The following is a 17,786-nucleotide window of genomic DNA, read 5'->3' as shown; positions in this document are numbered from 1 at the left end:
TCCAAGTGCTTAAGATGGGACTCGAAGACATCCTGGAGAACATAAACAGGACTACCAAGGAGAGCGTCAAGCGCATAACGGACGAAGCCAAGGGCGAAGCTGATAGCATACGTGCCGAAGCCGAGGCCAAGGCGCAGAGCATAATGCAGGAATATTCCGCAAAGGCCGAAAGCGATGCGAAGCAATTGGCCACAAGGGAGCTGTCAAAAGCCAGCATAGCGGCGAAGATGGAATACAGCGCCGAGGTGAACAAGAGAGTGAGCAAGGCCATCGACTCAATACGCGGCAATCTCCAGAAGTATGCGAAGAGCCCAGCATACAGGAAACTGCTTGCAGCACTCGCGCAGAAGGCCGCCGGGGAGCTGGGCGAAGGCTGCACGCTGTACGTGCAGGAGGGCGACATGCAGCTCATCAAGCAGGACGGGAAGGGCTTCAAGGTCGCCAAGGCCAAGGACAGGTTCGCAGGCGGCCTCAAGGGCTCTTCCATTGACGGCAAGCGCGAAGTCGACTACACGCTCGAGGCAATACTCCAGGGGCTGCACGGCAAGGTGGCGCTGGAGCTCGTGAAGCTGATAAAGGGCGGTGCCAAAAGAGGCAAGAAGTGAGTTCGTGGACTCGACTTATACTGGCAAATACGGCCAGCTCAGGGTGCTAATGACAAGCTTCTTGACAGGCGACTTCATAGAGCAGCTGGAGCAGAAGGAGCCTGACGAGTTCCTGAAGGCGTTGAGCGGCACAACCTACAGGAAGGAGATAGACGCGTTCTCAGGGCTTTACAAGGGCGCCGACCTGGTGGAGGTCGTGCTAAATTCGCATGCCATGAACACAGTGAGGAATGCCTATATAGCGTTGCCGCCGTTGGCGCGCGACTTCGTTGTGGCGTATACGAGCAGGTACGACGTTGAGAACATAAAGCTCATACTCTCGTCTAAGAAGCTCAACTACAGCGTTGAGAGCACGGAGATGTTCCTAATGGTCCACAGGAACGTGCCTGTGGGCGTGATAAGCGGCCCTATAAGCATGGAGGAATACAAAGCGATAATAGCCCAGAAGGACATAGAGGGCGTCGTCGATGCGCTGGCCAGGCACGGCTACGGCACAATACTGCTCAAGTTCCTCGACCAGACGCTGAAGACTGGCGACATATCGGAGATGGTTGTGGCGCTCGACCTGGCGTACTACGAGAGGCTTAAGGCCGCGCTCCGCTTCTACACGGGCAACGAGGGGCTTTTGTTCGAGTACGTAAAGGAGCAGATAGACGTCAAGAACGTCATGAGCGTGCTCAAGGCGATTGAGGTCGGATACAAGGACGTGGGCTCTTACCTGGTGAAGGGAGGCAACATGACAGACTCAAAGCTCATAGAGATGGCCTCGAAGAAGATCGACGACCTGCGCAACGACATGCCATTCAAGGTAGACGAGGCGTTCGAGGTCTACAAGAGGGACCCTTACCTGACGTACTTCGAGGCCGCGCTCAGGAGCGCAATGCTCAGGAAATACCTGAAGCTGTTCGACGAATCTGCGATATCGCTCGCATACATAATGGCGTACATAATAAGGGCAGAGATAGAGCGCGACGAGCTCAGGCTCGCGTGGACCAACAGATATTACGGAGTTAGCAAAGAGCGCATAGAGAACCTGAAGGTGCTCAAGCACCTCCAGTGAGATATTAGTGGGATTATGCAATTCGACAGGATCGCGGTCGTCGGGGAGCGCGAAATCGCGCTCGGATTCGAGCTGGTTGGCGTGAGCGACGTCTTCATAAGCTCTGGAGAAGAAGCAGTTAAGAAGCTCGGCGAGATAATGGGAGGCAAGGATTACGGGCTTGTGATAGTGTCTGACAGCGTGAGGCGCAAGATGGGAAGCGCCATGCTGCGCGCGGCGGAGACCGCGCTCAAGCCACTTGTGGTATTTGTTCCGGCACCGACAGCAGGGGAGGAAGAAGAATCGGTTGAGGCCCTTGCGAAGAGGGTGCTTGGAGTTGACATAAAGAGCGTGAAATAGATGACCGGTACAATATACAGGATATCGGGGCCTGTGGTGTCAGTGGACGGCCTCGACAATCCGAAGATGTATGACGTTGTTGGAGTGGGAGACGCCGCGCTAGTGGGCGAGATAATAAAGCTCGAGGGCGGAAGGGCCATAGTCCAGGTTTATGAGGACACGAGCGGCCTGCGGCCAGGAGAGAAGGTGGTGAACACCGGAGCGCAGCTCTCCGTGGAGCTCGGCCCGGGGCTCATGGGCTCCATATACGACGGCATACAGCGTCCGCTGGACAAGATAAAGGCTATGGCAGGCGACTTCATAGCGAGGGGAGTAACGGCAGACCCGCTCGATACCAAGAAGAAATGGAGCTTCAAGCCGACAGTAAAGAACGGCGCCGAAGTAAAGGGCGGGGACATAATAGGCGAGGTGGAAGAGACGAGCCTGATAAAGCACAAGGTGCTAGTACCGCCAGGAGTAGCAGGAAAGATATCGGGGCTCGAAGATGGCGCTTTCACAGTCAGGGACGCGATAGCTGAGGTCAAGGCTTCCAGCGGCACCGCAAAAATACGGCTTGCGCAGGCATGGCCGGTGCGCACGCCAAGGCCAGTCGTGGAGAAACTGCTGCTCGATGCACCGCTCATTACAGGCCAACGCGTAATCGATACGTTCTTCCCTGTGGCAAAAGGCGGCACCTCTGCGGTTCCAGGACCGTTCGGATCCGGGAAGACTGTCATTCAGCACCAGCTTGCGAAGTGGTCGGATGCCGACGTGATAGTTTACGTTGGCTGCGGCGAACGCGGGAACGAGATGACTGAGGTTTTGTCGACGTTCCCAGAGCTTAAGGACCCGAAGACCGGAAGGCCGCTCATGGACAGGACAGTTTTGATTGCGAACACGTCCAACATGCCAGTTGCAGCGCGCGAGGCAAGCATCTACACTGGGATAACGATTGCAGAATACTACCGCGACATGGGCTACAGCGTTGCGCTCATGGCAGACAGCACGTCGCGCTGGGCGGAGGCGCTCAGGGAGATATCGGGAAGGCTTGAGGAGATGCCCGGCGAAGAGGGCTATCCTGCATATCTGGGCAGGAAGGTCGCTGAGTTCTATGAGCGCGCAGGCAAGGTCCATACGCTTAACGGCAGCACAGGCTCTATAACCGCCATAGGAGCCGTGTCGCCTCCTGGAGGCGATACTTCTGAACCTGTTTCGCAGAGTACGCTGAGAGTCACGCGCGTCTTCTGGGCGCTAGATGCGGCGCTCGCGAACAGCAGGCACTTCCCGTCGATAAACTGGCTGAACAGCTATTCGCTTTACACGGACGACCTTGCGAAATGGTATGCCGATAACGTAGGCAGCGACTGGCACGAGCTCTACCAGGGCGCGATGCGAACCCTGCAGAGGGACGCAGAGATAAACGAGATAGTGCAGCTCGTGGGCTACGACGCCCTCCCTGAGATCGACAAGCTGACGCTCGATACTGCCAAGAGCATAAAGGAGGACTACCTGCAGCAGAGCGCGTTCGACGAAGTCGATACCTACACGTCCATGCAGAAGCAGCACCTCATGCTGAAGGCCATAATGGAGCTAGGCGAAGAGGGAGCTGCCGCGGTGAAGAGGGGCGTAACCACAGAGCAGCTGGCCGGGCTGCAGGTGAAGCAGAAGATAGCCAAGATGAAGTTCGTGAAGGAAGAGGCGGTGAAGGCCTACTACGATGACGTAAGGAAAGACATAGCCAAGGTGAAGGAGATGAAGCCGGAGACGATGCAATAGGTGATCCAATGAGCGACGTTTACTACAAGACCGTAAACCAGATAACGAATGTGCTGCTGTTCGTTGAGGGAGTGAAGGATGCGGCATACAGCGAGCTCGCCGAGGTGCAGCTGGCTGACGGCCGCACGGTTACGGGCCAGGTGCTCGACACGCGCAACGGCCTTGCCATAGTGCAGTCGTTCGGAGAAACTAGCGGCATGAACACGCAGCAGACGCGCGTGAAGTTCCTTGGCACGACTGCGCGGCTCAACGTGAGCACGGACATGCTGGGCAGGATATTCGACGGAATGGGAAAGCCGAGGGACGGCGGCCCGCAGATATACAGCAACGAGTCGCTCGACATAACGGGCTCGGCTATAAACCCCTATGCCAGGGAAGAGCCGTCGGAGTTCATACAGACAGGCATATCTGCCATAGACGGCATGAATACCCTTGTCAGGGGCCAGAAGCTGCCCATATTCTCGGCATCGGGCCTGCCGCACAACAGGCTCGCGGCGCAGATAGCAAGGCAGGCCAAGCTGCTCAACGATTCGGAGGGCTTCGGCGTGGTATTTGGAGGCATAGGCATCAACAGCGAAGAGGCAAATTTCTTCAAGAAGGAGTTCGAGGAGACCGGCGCCCTCGACAAGTCTGTGATGTTCCTGAACCTGGCATCGGAACCGTCGATGGAGAGGATAATACTGCCGAGGCTGGCGCTCACTGCAGCAGAGTACCTGGCCTACAGCCAGAACATGCACGTGCTCGTAATACTTACTGACATGACGAACTACTGCGAATCATTGCACGAAATCAGCGCAGCCAGGAACGAGGTGCCTGGCAGGCGGGGCTATCCGGGCTACATGTACACCGACCTTGCCACGATATACGAGCGTGCCGGCAAGATACACGGCAGGAAGGGCTCGATAACGCAGCTGCCCATACTCACGATGCCTGGCGACGACATAACGCATCCGATACCAGACCTTACAGGCTACATCACGGAGGGCCAGATAGTGCTTAGCAGGGACCTCTACAGGAAGGGAGTGTATCCGAATGTTGACGTGCTGCTCTCGCTGTCTAGGCTCATGAACCAGGGTATAGGCAAGGGCAGGACGCGAGAGGATCACCGCGGCGTGGCAGACCAGCTCTATGCCGCGTATGCCAGAGGCAAGGAGCTCAGGAACCTCACATCAACAGCGAAGAGGCAAATTTCTTCAAGAAGGAGTTCGAGGAGACCGGCGCCCTCGACAAGTCTGTGATGTTCCTGAACCTGGCATCGGAACCGTCGATGGAGAGGATAATACTGCCGAGGCTGGCGCTCACTGCAGCAGAGTACCTGGCCTACAGCCAGAACATGCACGTGCTCGTAATACTTACTGACATGACGAACTACTGCGAATCATTGCACGAAATCAGCGCAGCCAGGAACGAGGTGCCTGGCAGGCGGGGCTATCCGGGCTACATGTACACCGACCTTGCCACGATATACGAGCGTGCCGGCAAGATACACGGCAGGAAGGGCTCGATAACGCAGCTGCCCATACTCACGATGCCTGGCGACGACATAACGCATCCGATACCAGACCTTACAGGCTACATCACGGAGGGCCAGATAGTGCTTAGCAGGGACCTCTACAGGAAGGGAGTGTATCCGAATGTTGACGTGCTGCTCTCGCTGTCTAGGCTCATGAACCAGGGTATAGGCAAGGGCAGGACGCGAGAGGATCACCGCGGCGTGGCAGACCAGCTCTATGCCGCGTATGCCAGAGGCAAGGAGCTCAGGAACCTCACGGAGATAGTGGGCGAAGAAGCGTTGAGCGCGAACGACAAGCGGTTCCTTGCATTCGCAGACAAGTTCGAGGATGGCTTCGTGAACCAAGGCTATTTCGAGGACAGGGAGATAGAGAAGACACTGTCCATCGGATGGGACCTGTTCAAGGACCTCGATGTGAGGGAGATGAAGCGCCTGAAAGACGAGCACATAAGCAAGTATGGGAAGTGGGAGAGTGCCTCAAAGTAACGTCAAGACGACAAGGATAGAGCTCATACGCACGCGCGCAAAGATAGCCGTCGCAAGGAAGGGCCTCGACCTGCTTAAGATGAAGCGCTCGAGCCTTGTGCTCGCGTTCTTCGAGCTGGCTAGGCAGATACGGCTCATGAGGGGCAGCATGCGCAAGACCGTGCAGGCCGCAATGGAGAGCGCGCAGCTGGCGGAGCTGCACGCGGGCCGCATAACGCTGGACCGCATAGCCATGGAGCAGAGCAGGATCAGCGCAGGCATAGAGGCGAGGAACGTTATGGGCGTGCGCATACCAAATGTGGGAGTGTCGAGGTCTGCATCGCTGTCCGAGGCGTACGAGCTCATATCGGTGCCTACTGCCGTAGAGGACGCGAAGCGCAGCTACTCGAGGCTCTTCAACATGCTGATAGAGATTGCAGAGAAGGAGAACTCGCTCAGGCTCCTGCTATACGAGATAGAGAAGATAAACAGGCGCGCAAACGCCATAGAGAATTTCGCGATACCAAACATGAGGAGCAAGGCGACGTACATAAAGGGCAGGCTCGATGATATGGAGCGCGACCAGCTCGTATCGATAAAATTCATAAAGGGTAAGATAAGTGGATAGCGCAAACGACTACATAAGGAGGAAGTACATGCACATGCGGCCGGGCAGGCCGCTGCGCGCTAACTATGCGACCGCAAGGTTCGCGAGAATCAGGCTTGCGGTGCTTGCGTTCAACATAGCCGCATCGATGGCGCTGATGGCGTTTGCGGTGATGGTTTTTATAAAGTAGATGATGCGATGAGCGACATAGAGACGCTTGAAAGGATCAAGAAGAGGGAAGCGGAGGCGCAGGAGGAGCTCGACAAGGCGAAGAATGATGCGGGCGCACTCATAGACAAGGCGAAGCGCCGCGCGGATGAAAGCCTGAAGAACGCTGAGGCCAAGACCAAGGAGGAATACAGCGCGTCGATGAAGGCAACGGGCGACTCTGCTGCAAAGAACGCGGCCAAGACCATGGAGGAGTGGAAGGATAAAACGGGCAAGCTGACTGACGTAAGCGAGAGCGATGCGATTGAACTGTTCGCAAATGTAGTGGGAAAGGAATTCGGTGTATGAATGCTCAAGCCAGCAAAGATGCAGAGGCTCAGGATAGTCTTCTCCAAGGAGTACTCTGCAAAGGTGCTTACAGCACTGCACGACATGGGCGTGATGCAGATAGAGTACGTGCCCGAGAACGTGTCGGCGCTGATGGGCCATGGCGAAAGCACGGCCTACGCGAAGCTTGGCGACTATGCGCAGAGGTTCAGGGGCCTTGAGAGCCTGCTCTATCCGAGCGATTCGGGCAAGAGATACGCGTTTGCGAGCATAGACGAGCTCACGGGCAAGGCGGATTCGATATTCATAGACGGCAGGGTCGCTGACATAAGGAAGGAGCTCGACGAACTGGCTGCGAGGCGGAGCGAGCTGGAAGAGAGCGTGGCGGTGCTGAATAACCTTCCGGAGCAATTCAGGAGCGACGTAGGGATCCTGAGCGTTTCGGGAGTCATATCGTTCGTCGTGAGCGGCCCGGGGATTAAGGAGTTCAATGCTGCGGCAGAAAAGAAACTGGGCGGCGCGGTCATAGTCAGGGGCAGGCGCTCCACGCTTGTCTCGATAGACAAGGCCGACGAGGGCGCCTTCGGCTCGGTGACAGAGGGGCTGAAGCTTTACGTTGAGGCCGTGCCGAAGCTTTCAGGGACGGCGCGCGATGAGCTTGTGCGGCTCAACTCCGAGATAGGCGAGACAAGGCGCAGGACGCGCGCCCTCGAGGACGAGCTTAGGCACATATCGAACGAGTACTACCCAATAGTAAGCGCGATAAGGGAGCAGCTCGACATAGAGGTAGAGAAGCAGGAGATAACGACGAGGCTGGGCGTGGGCAAGTCCGTCGTGGCAATCGACGGCTGGGCGCCGGGCAACAGGCTCGACCTGCTCAGGGCCGAGCTCAAGAGGGCCACAAACAATTCTTACGTCATAGACAGCGTCAAGACCGATGTGCTGCCGCCCACAAAGCTCGAGAACCCTGCCAGCGCGAAGCTCTTCGAGTTCTTCATAAGGTTCTATTCATTGCCCAGGAGCGACGAGTTCGACCCGACGCTGATGTTCGCGCTCGTATTCCCGATATTCTTCGGCTTCATGATAGGTGATGTCGGCTACGGCATAGTCATGCTGCTGGGCTCCATCTGGCTCATACACAGGATAGCGCACCCCCCGAAGAAGAGCAGAATACCTAGGGCGCTCGCGAACTTCGTGCATACGATAGTGAGCAACAACGGGCTGAACGTCATAGCGCGCTCTATAATACCAGGAGCGCTCATAGCGATAGTGCTCGGCGTGCTGTTCAACGAGTACTTCGGCTTCCAGCTGCCATACGCGACGCCGTTCAACGTTGAGGTGCACCTGTCGACGCTGCTCGTCATATCAGGCTGGATAGGCGTCTTCATGGTGTCCTTAGGGTTCATGCTCGGCTTCCTCAACAGGCTCTTTGACGGCGAGCGCAGGCACGCGCTGGCCAAACTAGGTTGGCTGGCTGCGGCTTGGGGCATAATCATAATAGGCCTTGCTGTGCTGCACAAGCAGCCGCTCGGCCTTGGCAATCCGTTCGCTCTGCTATCGTACTTCCTGCTGACGGGCGGCGTAGTAACTGTGCTCTATGGCGAGGGCTTCCAGGCGCTGATGGAGTTGCCGTCGCTGATAAGCCACATACTCTCATACACCAGGCTTGTGGGCATACTGCTCGCATCGGTCATACTTGCGCAGGTCATAGACTATGTGTTCATGCGCGGCTGGTACCACTCCATATGGCTGGGCCTCGTTGGCACGCTCATACTGGTGGTAGGGCAGCTCTTCAACATAGTCATAGCGCTGTTCGAGCCCGGCATACAAGGCGCAAGGCTCATCTACGTGGAATTCTTCTCGAAGTTCTTCACGGGCAACGGCAGGGAGTTCAGGCCCTTCGCAAGCAGGCGCAGGCGAACGCTCAGCAGCTTCGAACTGAGGGCGGAGGAATCCTGACGTATAACCAAAGTCAGAGAAGCAGTCACGTGACCTTCTGCGAAAGCAGTGCAGAAACGGTGTGCGGGAAGCCGGTCTGCGTATCGGTATAGTTGAGTATCACATAGCCGTTGAACAGCGAGCCTATGCTGCTAGTGAAAACGGTGCTGTTGCTCCAGCACTTCAGGGATTCGGTGGTGTTGCCGCTTATGGATACGTTAGAGCCTATCTGCAGCACTATCTGGTTGGATGCAAAGCTTATCATGTGACCTATGCTGTCGGACGAGCCGCAGCCTATCGCGGTTATGTTTATCGGCGCTGACGTATCCTGCTCTATGTTTATCGTGAGGTTGCCTGCGGTATCCATCTGGCTGTTCAGGCAGTAGAACCCTGCCGGAAAGACGCACGTCGTGTGCGTAAATGTAGAGGGGCTGAACAGGCCGAGCGCATAGAGCGCGGCGATCGCTGTCGACACTATCAGTATGGCCCAGCCGTAGGTCATAAGGTATTCCATTGCGCTTTGCGCTTTCGCCATATCGTCATCCTCTATACGCGCTTGCTATGCCCGGCCCGACGCCTGGAGCGTAGCCACTATGCCGTCTATGATGCCGTTAACGCCGACGCCGCCTGTGGAGCGCACGACTATCCTGTGGCTGAGCACCGGCCTGGAGAGATACTTTATGTCGTCGGCATTCACCTCGGCCCTGCCCTCGATGAGGGCCTTCGCCTTGGCGCACATCATGAAGCTTATCTCGGCCCTGGGACTGGCGCCCATTACTACGTGGATGTCCTTCCTCGTCGCATTTACAACGGTCGTTATGTAATCGATTACTGAATCGGGGACCTTCACCGCCTTGGCCTGCTTCTGCAGCTCCAAGACATCATTTGTCGAAATGACGCGTTCGACGGGCGTGTCTGCCTCGCTCTCCTTCAGGTGCAGCATCTCCTGCTCCGCCTCAATCGTGGCGTAATCCACGGCTATGCGCATAAGGAACCTGTCGGCGAGCACTTTCGGCAGCTGGGTGGTGCCCTCTATGTTGAGCGGGTTCTGCGTGGCCATTGCTATGAACGGCCTGGCCAGCTGGAGCGTAGAGTCTGCAATCGTGACCTGGTGCTCCTCCAGTGCCTCAAGCAGCGCTGTGGTCGTCTTCGGTGGGGCCCTGTTGAGCTCGTCTATCAGCAGGATGTTGGAGAATATGGGGCCCTTCTTGAGCTGGACGGTCTTTGTCGTTTCGTCGAAATAGGAATAGCCCACTATGTCCTTGAACTCGAGGTCTGGGGTGCCCTGTATGCGCCCGAACGTTGCCTGCACGGTCTCTGCCAGCGTCTTGGCCATCGTGGTCTTTGCCACGCCTGGAACGCCTTCCAGGAGCACGTGGCCGTTGGCGACCATTGCAATGAACATGAGCCGTATTATCTCATCGTTGCCTGCTATGCGCTTCTTTACTTCGGCAAGTATCTTTTCAAACGCTGCTTTCGCATCCATCGCAATACCCACAAAAGCTTTATAGATGTATTTTACGCATATGAGCCTGAAGGTCCAAGTTTATATTGAAAGGTATAGATTAATAAAGTTGAAGGGGGGTGCAAGTGATAGGCAAAAGCGTTGAGGAAAAGGGTACTGTGTCGATAGATGAGGTGTACGAAATCCTCAAGGAGCGCAAGAAGAGCGCCAAGCCGATGACGTACGAGCAGCAGATAGCCTACGAGCACTCCGAGAAGTTCAAGGTGCCGAAGAAACAGTACGAAAAAGTTAAGGCGGCGATAAAGGCTACGGGCCTGGTGAGCGACGCATCGCTTGATAACGTGCTCAGCGTATGGCCGAAGAGCCTGCTGCTGCTCAAGCAGACGCTGACCAAGGAAAAGAACATGCCGAGCGACGAGGACCTTAAGAAATTGCTTGGTATAATAAACGAGAAGGCTTAAGTGTTCTGATGCATTCTGTAGGGTGTTTGGGATGGAGGGCGAGAGACGAGAGGAGTATGCGGTTGTGCTTGACTTTCTTGCGAGCGGCAAGTCCTTCTCGATGCGCTCCGAGCCGGTAGCGCAGCTGATCGGCGAGGAGTGGTTCACGTTGCTTGAGGCCACGCCCAAGGCCGGGACGCAAATGAGCATAGGTGAGCGAGTCTACATAGGCAGGGACGAGCGCAACAAGATAGAGATCATAAAGTACAGGATAAGCTACGACGAGCTGACCCAGACGGCTAAGGGCGACATCGATAGGATAGTGCTGCAGATAATCAAGGCGAACGAGAAGAGGTTCGTCGACGTGTTCAACAACGCCGGGCCGCTTAACATAAGGGAGCACTCGCTGGAATTGCTGCCCGGCATAGGGAAGAAGCACCTCCAGGCGATACTCAAGGCAAGGGAGGAGAGGAAGTTCGAGAACTTCGCGGACATAACGGCCAGGGTTTCGCTGCTGCAGGATCCGGCAAAGCTCATAGCTGAGAGGATAATAATGGAGCTTATGGGCAGCGAACGGTTTTACATGTTCACAAAGCCCTATGTAAGAAGGGCCAGATAGGGCTCACGCCTTCTCGAGATGCGCTGCCGCGACCACAAGCTGGCGCTTCGCATTCATGACGTTGAGCTCTACCACATAAGCGGCGCCGCGCTTCTCTACTACCCTGCCCACTTTGCCCCTGTAGCGCGGGTGCGGTATGTCGCGGAAGTTGCCCTTTGGCACTATCGCAACGCTGTCGCCCACGTTGAAGTCCTTTATGACGTTGCGCACGCCCTGTTTCGAGGGCATGTGGTGCCTTGCCAGGTGCCTTGTGCGGCCCGAGAAGAGGCCTGCGGATCTCTTTGTCATCGCGACTCACCAAACTAGCATCGTAATTTGATGCACAACCTATTTATGCCTTCTTGACGAATATCTTTTTGACGAAAGGGGCATGGTGCTGAAATGGCGAGGGCAGCTAGTATAGCGCACGTGAATCGCGCGCATGTGGTGCTAAAACCCACTTACAGGGTCGAGAACATAGTGGCAAGCGCCGACCTGAACACGGAGCTTGACCTTTACGGCCTGGCGAAGCTCTCGTATGACGTCGACTACGAGCCGGAGCAGTTCCCCGGCGCGATATTCAAGGTGCACGAGCCGAAGAGCGCGCTATTGCTCTTCAAGAACGGCAAGATCATATGCACCGGGGCGCGAACTACTGCAGATGTGAAACGCGCGATAAGCCAGGCTGTCGACCTGATAAAGCGCTATGCGCGCTCCTCGAAGCCTAGGCAATTGCCCGTAGCTAAGTGAATTCCGGAAATTTGGGCCAAAAAGAGTAAGCTTTTTATACCCTTCTATGCTAATTCTAGCTGCCTGCTATGCAGGGATTGCGCTAATTCTGCAACAACCCTATTCTCATCCACCCGGGGCGTATGGAAACATACGCCTCATTGTTTTGCGCGTGAGCGGCAGCTCACTTCTGGGCGAACGTCAGATAGGCGGTGTGCCATACGCCCTTCGTTGATGGGCGCATGCCTTCCTCCCTGACAAGCATGTCGCGCACTATGGCCTCTATTGTGAATATGTTCCTGAACTTCTGCTTTTCAAGCGTGCTTACGAACTTCTTCACCTGCTCCATGTGGGGCAGGTATCCGACCACGAAGCCATCGACCTTGAGCGCCTTGTAGGCGTGCCTCAGCACCTTGTACGAATCCGCCATGTCGAGCGTTATCAGGTCTACGTCCCTTTCGCTTATGCCTTTGGTGGCGTCGCGGTTGACGAGTTCTAGATTGTCAAGGCCTTCCAGTTCCCTGTTTTTACCAGCTATCTTCAGAAAGTCGTCGCGCACGTCATAGCTGACAACGCGCCTGCATACCCTCGCCAGCGAGACAGCGAGCCAGCCGCTGCCCGTGCCGGCATCGACGCATACGCTGTTCTTGCCTATTCCGGCATATGCGATTATGAGCCCGATGTCCTTCGGGAGCACGACTTGCGGGCCCCTTTTCAGGTGCCTGTAGCTGGGCGGTACTAGCATAGAATCGTTCTACAATGACGAGACAAGTTATTTATGCAGTATTATACCGGGCTTCCAAGTTTACAGGCCGAATAATTAAAAAGAAAACGCCCAATTACCCGTGTGATCGCATGGATGATATAACCGGATTGAAGAAATACGAGCTGCAACCCCTGCCGTACAAGGTCGACGGGCTGGAGCCCTACATAAGCAAGGACATAGTGGACGTGCACTACAATGGCCACCACAAGGGCTACGTCAATACCTCGAACGCACTCATAGACAGGCTCAACGGCATAGTCAAGGGCGACGTGACAAGCTACGACCTGCACGGAGTTCTTAGGAACCTGACGTTCAACATCAGCGGCAACAAGCTGCACACCCTTTACTGGGGCAACATGGCGCCGAGCGGCAAGGGAGGAGGCGCTCCTGGAGGGAAGATAGCGGACATGATAAACAGGCAGTACGGCTCATTCGATAAGTTCAAGAAGCTCTTCACGGAAGCAGCAAACTCGAATCCGGGGAGCGGATGGGCGGTGATGAACTACGACGGTGAGAACGGCAACCTGCAGATAATGACCATAGAGAACCATTTCATGAACCATCTTGCAGAGATGCCCGTGCTGCTCATCATGGACGAGTTCGAGCACGCATATTACCTGCAGTACAAGAACAAGCGGGCGGATTACGTGGGCAACTGGTGGAACATAGTCAACTGGGACGACGTAGAGAAGAAGCTTGGGAAATACCTGGACAGGTGAGCTGCAGTATCAGGCAGCAGCTGCAACGCCTTTGGCAGGTTTCTTGGCGGGCCGGGCAGCCTTCTTTGCAGCTGGTTTGCGCTTTTTCCTTGGCGGAGAGGTCTCGTCTTTCTTTGCAGCTGCCTGGGCCTTCTTCTCCGCAAGCTTCGCCATGAACTCCTTCTTCGAGACGCATGTAGGATCGAGATCGATTTCGAACGGCGGCCGGCCGCGCCTTATCACCTTCACTATCGGCGTGTGGCAGTGCGGGCACACCTCGCCCGTGGGCACTATCTTGGCGTTCTGCGGAAGCGGGTACGATACGGTGCACTTCGGATAGTTGGAGCACGACACGAACTGCTTGCCTATCTTGGAGCGCCTTATCACCAGGTCGCCGCCGCATTTCGGGCATTTGCCAATGACGCTCGCGCTCATCAGGCTCGTCTTCATCGCCTCGGCTATCTGCGCCTTGTTAGTGTCGAAGGTCTTTATGGCCTCGAGGAGCATCGCCTTGCCTTCCTCTATGACCTCGCCCTCGCTTTTCTTCCCCTGCGCTATCGACTCCATGTCGTCCTCGAGCCTGCGCGTGGTCTCTTCCCTGACTATCATCTCGCAGTTCTTCTCGAGCGCATTGTAGACCGTCATCCCGAACTCTGTCACCTTTATCTGCGAGCCTTCCACGTAGTTGCGCCTGAACAGCGTGTCGACTATGCCTGCGCGCGTCGCCTTAGTGCCAAGGCCGTGCTTCTCGAGCTCGGATATTATGCTCGCCTTCGAGTAGCGCCTCGGCGGCTGCGTCTCGAGCTGGCGCTGCTCCATGCTGCTCGCATGCACGACAGAATTTGGCACGAACGCGGGCAGCTCCTTCTCGTTCACCCTTGCGAACGTATAGTACTCCATCCAGCCCTTCTTCTTTATCCTGGCGCCTGACGCGCTGAACGTTTCCACGCCGAAATCTATTGCGACCTTTGATGTCGCTATCAGGGCCTCTTCCGCGAAGCACGCCATGAAGCGCCTTACAATCAAGTCATAGAGCTTAGCCTCCTGGGCGGAGAGCGCCTTCGGTACAACTCCCGTGGGGAATATGGCCGGATGCGCCTCGTCGACCTTCGCCCCTTCGACCGGCCTGAAGCGCTTCGCACTGACGAGCCTGGAAGCCAGCTCGGAATACGTAGGGTTCTTCGACAGGTCTTCCAGGATGCGCGGCAGGCCGAGCGAGCCTGGGAGCTTCTGCGAGGACGTCCTCGGATATGAGATGTACGAGCGTTCGTACAGCGACTGGGCCAGCGACAGCGTGACTGAAGGGTCGAGGTGCAGCGACCTGCTGGCCTCTATCTGAAGCGAGGTAAGGTCGAACGGAGGGAAGGCGCGCCTGTAGTCCTCGTGCTCCTCCACCGACATAACCATGCCGCTGTCCTTGTGCGCATTCGCTGCCTCGTAGGCCTTCTCGGCAACGCTCTTGTCGAACATCTCGCCCTTCGTGTCCGTGAAATCTACGCCGTTCACAGCAGCTATTACTTTCCAGAACGGCTTCGGCACAAATGCCGCAATCTCGAGCTCGCGCTTCGCCAGCAGTGCCAGCGACGGGCCCTGCACGCGCCCGATGCTAAGCGGCATGTGCACAGAACCGCTCAGCGCAGATGTGAGCGCCCTGCTCAGGTTTATCCCCCATATCCAGTCGAGTATGTGGCGCGCCTCGCCTGCATAGAAGTTGTCCATGTCGAGCGGCGAAAGCTCGCTGTACGCGGCCAGCAGGTCGCGAGTCGTGGTGGTGGAGAACTTCATGCGCTTCGCCACGCCTGCCAATCTGTCTGTGGGAAGCGCGCTCAGCTCCTTTATTATGTTGGTGCCTATGACCGTGCCCTCGGTGTCGTAGTCGCAGGCGTTGACGAACGCGCTGCATTCCTTTGCGACCTCCTTAAGGGTGTCAAGGTATTCCTTGGTGAAGTAAGAGCTCTTGCTGACAAGGTATGAGGGCGCCCACTCCACGTCCATTATCGGGTAGCCGTGCCCCGTGCCCTTCTGCCTTACGGTGAACAGATGGCCTACGGCCGCTGCCACGTACGTGCGCTCCTTGCCGTCGATCTCGAAATAACCGACGCGGCCCTTCTGTATCCTGCGCTGCGCGCCGTTGCCTAGCGCTATGGCTATCCTGAGCGCGACGCTTGGTTTCTCGGCTATTATGAGCGTGCCCATACGATCATCTGCGAGAGGCGCGATGCGCTTGCAGTACGCCCGTTACCTTTTGCGCTTTCTCTGCCGGGCGCCAGCCGACCTGGCGGCGGTCGCCTGCACAGGCGCGGGTCTTGGCTGGGATTGCTCCCTCGATATGAACCACGTGTTAAGCATGCCTATTACTATGGCCGCGATGACAAGCGCATAGAAAAGCAGCGTGCCGCCAAAGGCTATAAATACCGCTATAGCAATTATAACCAGCGCTATCGTCGCAAGCGATAGGGCTATGCCCGTGAATCTGGCCATTTGGCTTACCGTGATCGATTGATTAGCATATATTTGGTCATATTTATAACACTTGTTGCTGCGCTCATAGCGTCATTCTCGCAGATCCTGTTCAAGAGGAACATGGGCAGCAAGGGCTACAGCGTACTTGGCGTAGTGCGCCTAATGCTCACGAACAAGAAGATACTCGCAGGGCTCGCGGGCTACATACTGAGCCTTGTGATATACCTTTTCGCGCTCGACCATGCGCCGCTGTCTGTCGTATACCCGCTCTTCGCCAGCACGTTCATCTTCATAGCCCTGCTCTCGAATGCGATGCTGAAGGAGCGCTTGTCGAAGACGAGACTTGCAGGCATTGGCGTGATTTTCGTGGGCATAGTCGTCATTGCGCTTACAATATGAGGTGTTTGGAATGCCGGCAGTTAGCGGGAAGGCAAGGAACATACTCATGCTGCTGCTATCCACGGGCCTGGCCGCTGTGGGCCAGCTCTTCTTCAAGGCCTCGCTCGCGCCGTTCGCGCCCGCAATCTTCGTCATAGGGTTCCTGTCTTATGTGGCGTCGACTGTGGCGTATTTCTACGTGCTGAGCAGGGCGCACCTGAGCTGGACGTACGGCATCGGCGGCCTGAGCTACATATTCACCGTTCTGCTCGCATTTTTTGTGCTGCGCGAGAACATACCCATTCTTAGGTGGGTTGGCGTGCTGATAATAACGTTCGGCGTGCTGCTTGTAGGGGCGAGCTAGGAACGGCGCCTTACTTCTTGCCTTGCGCCTGCCCTATCTCGAGCTTCCTGACCTCGACCTTGTTTATCGGGGCTATGTGGCGCAGCTTCGCGGCGAGCTCTCCCTGCAGCTTGCCCTCTATGATGGAGTTGACGACAGAATCTGCGTCGTTGGAAGAGAAATAGTCGGTTACGAACCTGCCGGTTTCTTCCCTTATGCCCTTTACCTTCGTGTGGGCCACGCGCCCTTGCGTCACAACCAGCATCTTCGCCACCATGCCGATGTTGTCCTTCGTTGTGACGTTGCTGACCGATGACGCTATGCTCCTGTAGCGCCTCACGAGTGAGCGTATGTAGCTGTGGAGCTGCTCTATCATGACGAGCTGCGTCTGCGCCGCCTCGCCGTTAACGCCTGTGACCCTGAGCGTGACGTTAGTGTAGGCGTGCGCTGGATTCTTTGTGAGCGTATTCAGGCCGACGCGCACGTTCCTGCCTATTACTGTGCTGTCCTCGTTGGCGGGCATCTCGCATACCTGCGCCTCGTTGAAGAGCTTTGGCGCATACACAGTGAACCATCTCTTCAGCTTCCACTTGTCAGCCTTTTGTACAGCCAATCAATCACGCCCTTCCCTTTATCAGAAGCTCGGCCTGCTGCGGATCGTAACGCCACGTGCCGGGCAGCGCCCCTGACTGAATGTAATATCGCGTAAGGCGCCATATCTTCGACTCTATGCGCTTGAGCCTGAGCGAGTTGCTCATATCCTTCTTGTTCCTGCCGAGATGGTGGCGCAGGTTTACGGCCTTGGCCATGAGGTCCATCATGTCTGGGGGTATGTCGCCCGCAAGCTTGTGCTCCTTCAGCACCTGCATGAGGCGCTTGCCTGTGATCTGCTCTACATTGAGGACGCCGTGCTCCTTCTTGAGCAGCTCGCCTATCATTGCTGGCTTAATCCCCTGCTTCGAATAGTCGGCTATGAGCTTCTCAACCTGCTCCTTCGTGAGCGGGAAGCCCTCTGGTATCACTCCCTTCTCGACTATGGGCTTCCTGGACTTCGACTTGCCTTTGCTCTTGGTATGCATTTTTGCCATTCGAACATCTTCCTAGCCATTAGGAGGCGAAAAGGCGCATG

The 17,786-nt window shown here is 56.3% G+C and carries 23 protein-coding genes and 1 pseudogene; 16 read left to right on the top strand and 8 right to left on the bottom strand.

Going from position 1 to position 17,786, the window contains the following annotated elements:
• Positions 1-14 precede the first annotated feature (14 nt).
• The 10 genes and pseudogenes from M1158_04020 to M1158_03975 all read left to right on the top strand — a co-directional run bounded on the left by M1158_04020 (position 15) and on the right by M1158_03975 (position 8,798).
• On the top strand, positions 15-605 hold the full coding sequence (locus M1158_04020) for a V-type ATP synthase subunit E family protein (GenBank protein ID MCL5100253.1): 591 nt from the start codon (positions 15-17) through the stop codon (positions 603-605).
• A 4-nt stretch (positions 606-609) separates the two neighbouring features.
• Complete coding sequence (locus M1158_04015) at positions 610-1,665, top strand: V-type ATPase subunit (GenBank protein MCL5100252.1); 1,056 nt, start codon at positions 610-612, stop codon at positions 1,663-1,665.
• A gap of 15 nt (positions 1,666-1,680) precedes the next feature.
• A complete protein-coding gene (locus M1158_04010) occupies positions 1,681-2,004 on the top strand; it encodes a V-type ATP synthase subunit F (GenBank protein MCL5100251.1) in 324 nt (107 codons plus the stop codon).
• On the top strand, positions 2,005-3,759 hold the full coding sequence (locus M1158_04005; GenBank protein ID MCL5100250.1) for a V-type ATP synthase subunit A: 1,755 nt from the start codon (positions 2,005-2,007) through the stop codon (positions 3,757-3,759). It begins immediately after the preceding gene.
• 8 nt (positions 3,760-3,767) lie between these two features.
• Positions 3,768-4,997, top strand: coding sequence for a V-type ATP synthase subunit B (locus M1158_04000; GenBank protein ID MCL5100249.1), 1,230 nt, complete (start codon positions 3,768-3,770; stop codon positions 4,995-4,997).
• Positions 4,937-5,758: pseudogene (locus M1158_03995) on the top strand (V-type ATP synthase subunit B). Before M1158_04000 ends, M1158_03995 begins: the two are co-directional and overlap by 61 nt.
• Positions 5,745-6,365, top strand: coding sequence for a V-type ATP synthase subunit D (locus tag M1158_03990; protein MCL5100248.1), 621 nt, complete (start codon positions 5,745-5,747; stop codon positions 6,363-6,365). The pseudogene M1158_03995 and the gene M1158_03990 overlap by 14 nt, the downstream one beginning before the upstream one ends.
• Entirely contained in the window at positions 6,358-6,534 is a 177-nt protein-coding gene (locus tag M1158_03985) for a hypothetical protein (GenBank protein MCL5100247.1), read from the top strand. The genes M1158_03990 and M1158_03985 overlap by 8 nt, the downstream gene beginning before the upstream one ends.
• 8 nt (positions 6,535-6,542) lie before the next feature.
• Positions 6,543-6,860: a hypothetical protein gene (locus M1158_03980; GenBank protein ID MCL5100246.1), complete on the top strand. Its 318-nt coding sequence runs from the start codon at positions 6,543-6,545 to the stop codon at positions 6,858-6,860.
• Complete coding sequence (locus tag M1158_03975; protein MCL5100245.1) at positions 6,861-8,798, top strand: V-type ATP synthase subunit I; 1,938 nt, start codon at positions 6,861-6,863, stop codon at positions 8,796-8,798.
• A gap of 25 nt (positions 8,799-8,823) precedes the next feature.
• Here M1158_03975 and M1158_03970 read toward each other — a convergent pair whose 3' ends face one another.
• Both M1158_03970 and M1158_03965 read right to left on the bottom strand, forming a co-directional pair.
• Positions 8,824-9,312: a hypothetical protein gene (locus M1158_03970; protein ID MCL5100244.1), complete on the bottom strand. Its 489-nt coding sequence runs from the start codon at positions 9,310-9,312 to the stop codon at positions 8,824-8,826.
• 24 nt (positions 9,313-9,336) lie between these two features.
• Positions 9,337-10,263, bottom strand: coding sequence for a MoxR family ATPase (locus tag M1158_03965; GenBank protein ID MCL5100243.1), 927 nt, complete (start codon positions 10,261-10,263; stop codon positions 9,337-9,339).
• 104 nt (positions 10,264-10,367) lie between these two features.
• Here M1158_03965 and M1158_03960 point away from each other — a divergent pair, with 104 nt between their 5' ends.
• Positions 10,368-10,703 carry a hypothetical protein gene (locus M1158_03960; GenBank protein MCL5100242.1) on the top strand — a complete coding sequence of 112 codons (336 nt, stop codon included), beginning with the start codon at positions 10,368-10,370 and terminating at the stop codon, positions 10,701-10,703.
• 31 nt (positions 10,704-10,734) lie between these two features.
• Positions 10,735-11,301, top strand: coding sequence for a DUF655 domain-containing protein (locus M1158_03955; GenBank protein MCL5100241.1), 567 nt, complete (start codon positions 10,735-10,737; stop codon positions 11,299-11,301).
• Positions 11,302-11,304: 3 nt separating this feature from the next.
• Here the strand turns inward: M1158_03955 and M1158_03950 are convergent, their stop codons facing one another.
• A complete protein-coding gene (locus tag M1158_03950; GenBank protein ID MCL5100240.1) occupies positions 11,305-11,589 on the bottom strand; it encodes a 50S ribosomal protein L21e in 285 nt (94 codons plus the stop codon).
• A 93-nt stretch (positions 11,590-11,682) separates the two neighbouring features.
• Between M1158_03950 and M1158_03945 the strand changes: the two genes are divergently transcribed.
• Positions 11,683-12,030, top strand: a complete 348-nt coding sequence (locus M1158_03945) for a hypothetical protein (protein ID MCL5100239.1) — start codon at positions 11,683-11,685, stop codon at positions 12,028-12,030.
• Positions 12,031-12,193: 163 nt separating this feature from the next.
• Here M1158_03945 and M1158_03940 read toward each other — a convergent pair whose 3' ends face one another.
• Positions 12,194-12,754 (bottom strand): methyltransferase domain-containing protein, encoded by a 561-nt coding sequence (locus M1158_03940; protein MCL5100238.1) that lies wholly within the window; start codon positions 12,752-12,754, stop codon positions 12,194-12,196.
• Positions 12,755-12,864: 110 nt separating this feature from the next.
• Between M1158_03940 and M1158_03935 the strand changes: the two genes are divergently transcribed.
• Positions 12,865-13,494 (top strand): superoxide dismutase, encoded by a 630-nt coding sequence (locus M1158_03935; protein ID MCL5100237.1) that lies wholly within the window; start codon positions 12,865-12,867, stop codon positions 13,492-13,494.
• 9 nt (positions 13,495-13,503) lie between these two features.
• On the opposite strand, the gene topA is transcribed toward M1158_03935, so the two are convergent.
• Both topA and M1158_03925 read right to left on the bottom strand, forming a co-directional pair.
• Positions 13,504-15,669 (bottom strand): DNA topoisomerase I, encoded by a 2,166-nt coding sequence (gene topA / locus M1158_03930; protein ID MCL5100236.1) that lies wholly within the window; start codon positions 15,667-15,669, stop codon positions 13,504-13,506.
• A 42-nt stretch (positions 15,670-15,711) separates the two neighbouring features.
• A complete protein-coding gene (locus M1158_03925; GenBank protein MCL5100235.1) occupies positions 15,712-15,954 on the bottom strand; it encodes a hypothetical protein in 243 nt (80 codons plus the stop codon).
• A gap of 18 nt (positions 15,955-15,972) precedes the next feature.
• On the opposite strand from M1158_03925, the gene M1158_03920 reads away from it, so the two are divergent.
• Both M1158_03920 and M1158_03915 read left to right on the top strand, forming a co-directional pair.
• The gene (locus M1158_03920) at positions 15,973-16,335 is read left to right on the top strand and encodes a hypothetical protein (GenBank protein ID MCL5100234.1); all 363 of its coding nucleotides are present in this window, start codon (positions 15,973-15,975) and stop codon (positions 16,333-16,335) included.
• A 10-nt stretch (positions 16,336-16,345) separates the two neighbouring features.
• Positions 16,346-16,678: an EamA family transporter gene (locus M1158_03915; protein ID MCL5100233.1), complete on the top strand. Its 333-nt coding sequence runs from the start codon at positions 16,346-16,348 to the stop codon at positions 16,676-16,678.
• A gap of 10 nt (positions 16,679-16,688) precedes the next feature.
• On the opposite strand, the gene M1158_03910 is transcribed toward M1158_03915, so the two are convergent.
• Both M1158_03910 and M1158_03905 read right to left on the bottom strand, forming a co-directional pair.
• Positions 16,689-17,270 carry a hypothetical protein gene (locus M1158_03910; protein MCL5100232.1) on the bottom strand — a complete coding sequence of 194 codons (582 nt, stop codon included), beginning with the start codon at positions 17,268-17,270 and terminating at the stop codon, positions 16,689-16,691.
• A gap of 4 nt (positions 17,271-17,274) precedes the next feature.
• Positions 17,275-17,745 carry a 30S ribosomal protein S15 gene (locus tag M1158_03905; protein MCL5100231.1) on the bottom strand — a complete coding sequence of 157 codons (471 nt, stop codon included), beginning with the start codon at positions 17,743-17,745 and terminating at the stop codon, positions 17,275-17,277.
• Positions 17,746-17,786: the final 41 nt, after the last annotated feature.

The sequence above is a fragment of the Candidatus Marsarchaeota archaeon genome, from assembly GCA_023473665.1.
Lineage (GTDB): Archaea > Micrarchaeota > Micrarchaeia > Micrarchaeales > Micrarchaeaceae > JAMCYM01.
This window is presented reverse-complemented; position numbering and strand designations above follow the sequence as displayed.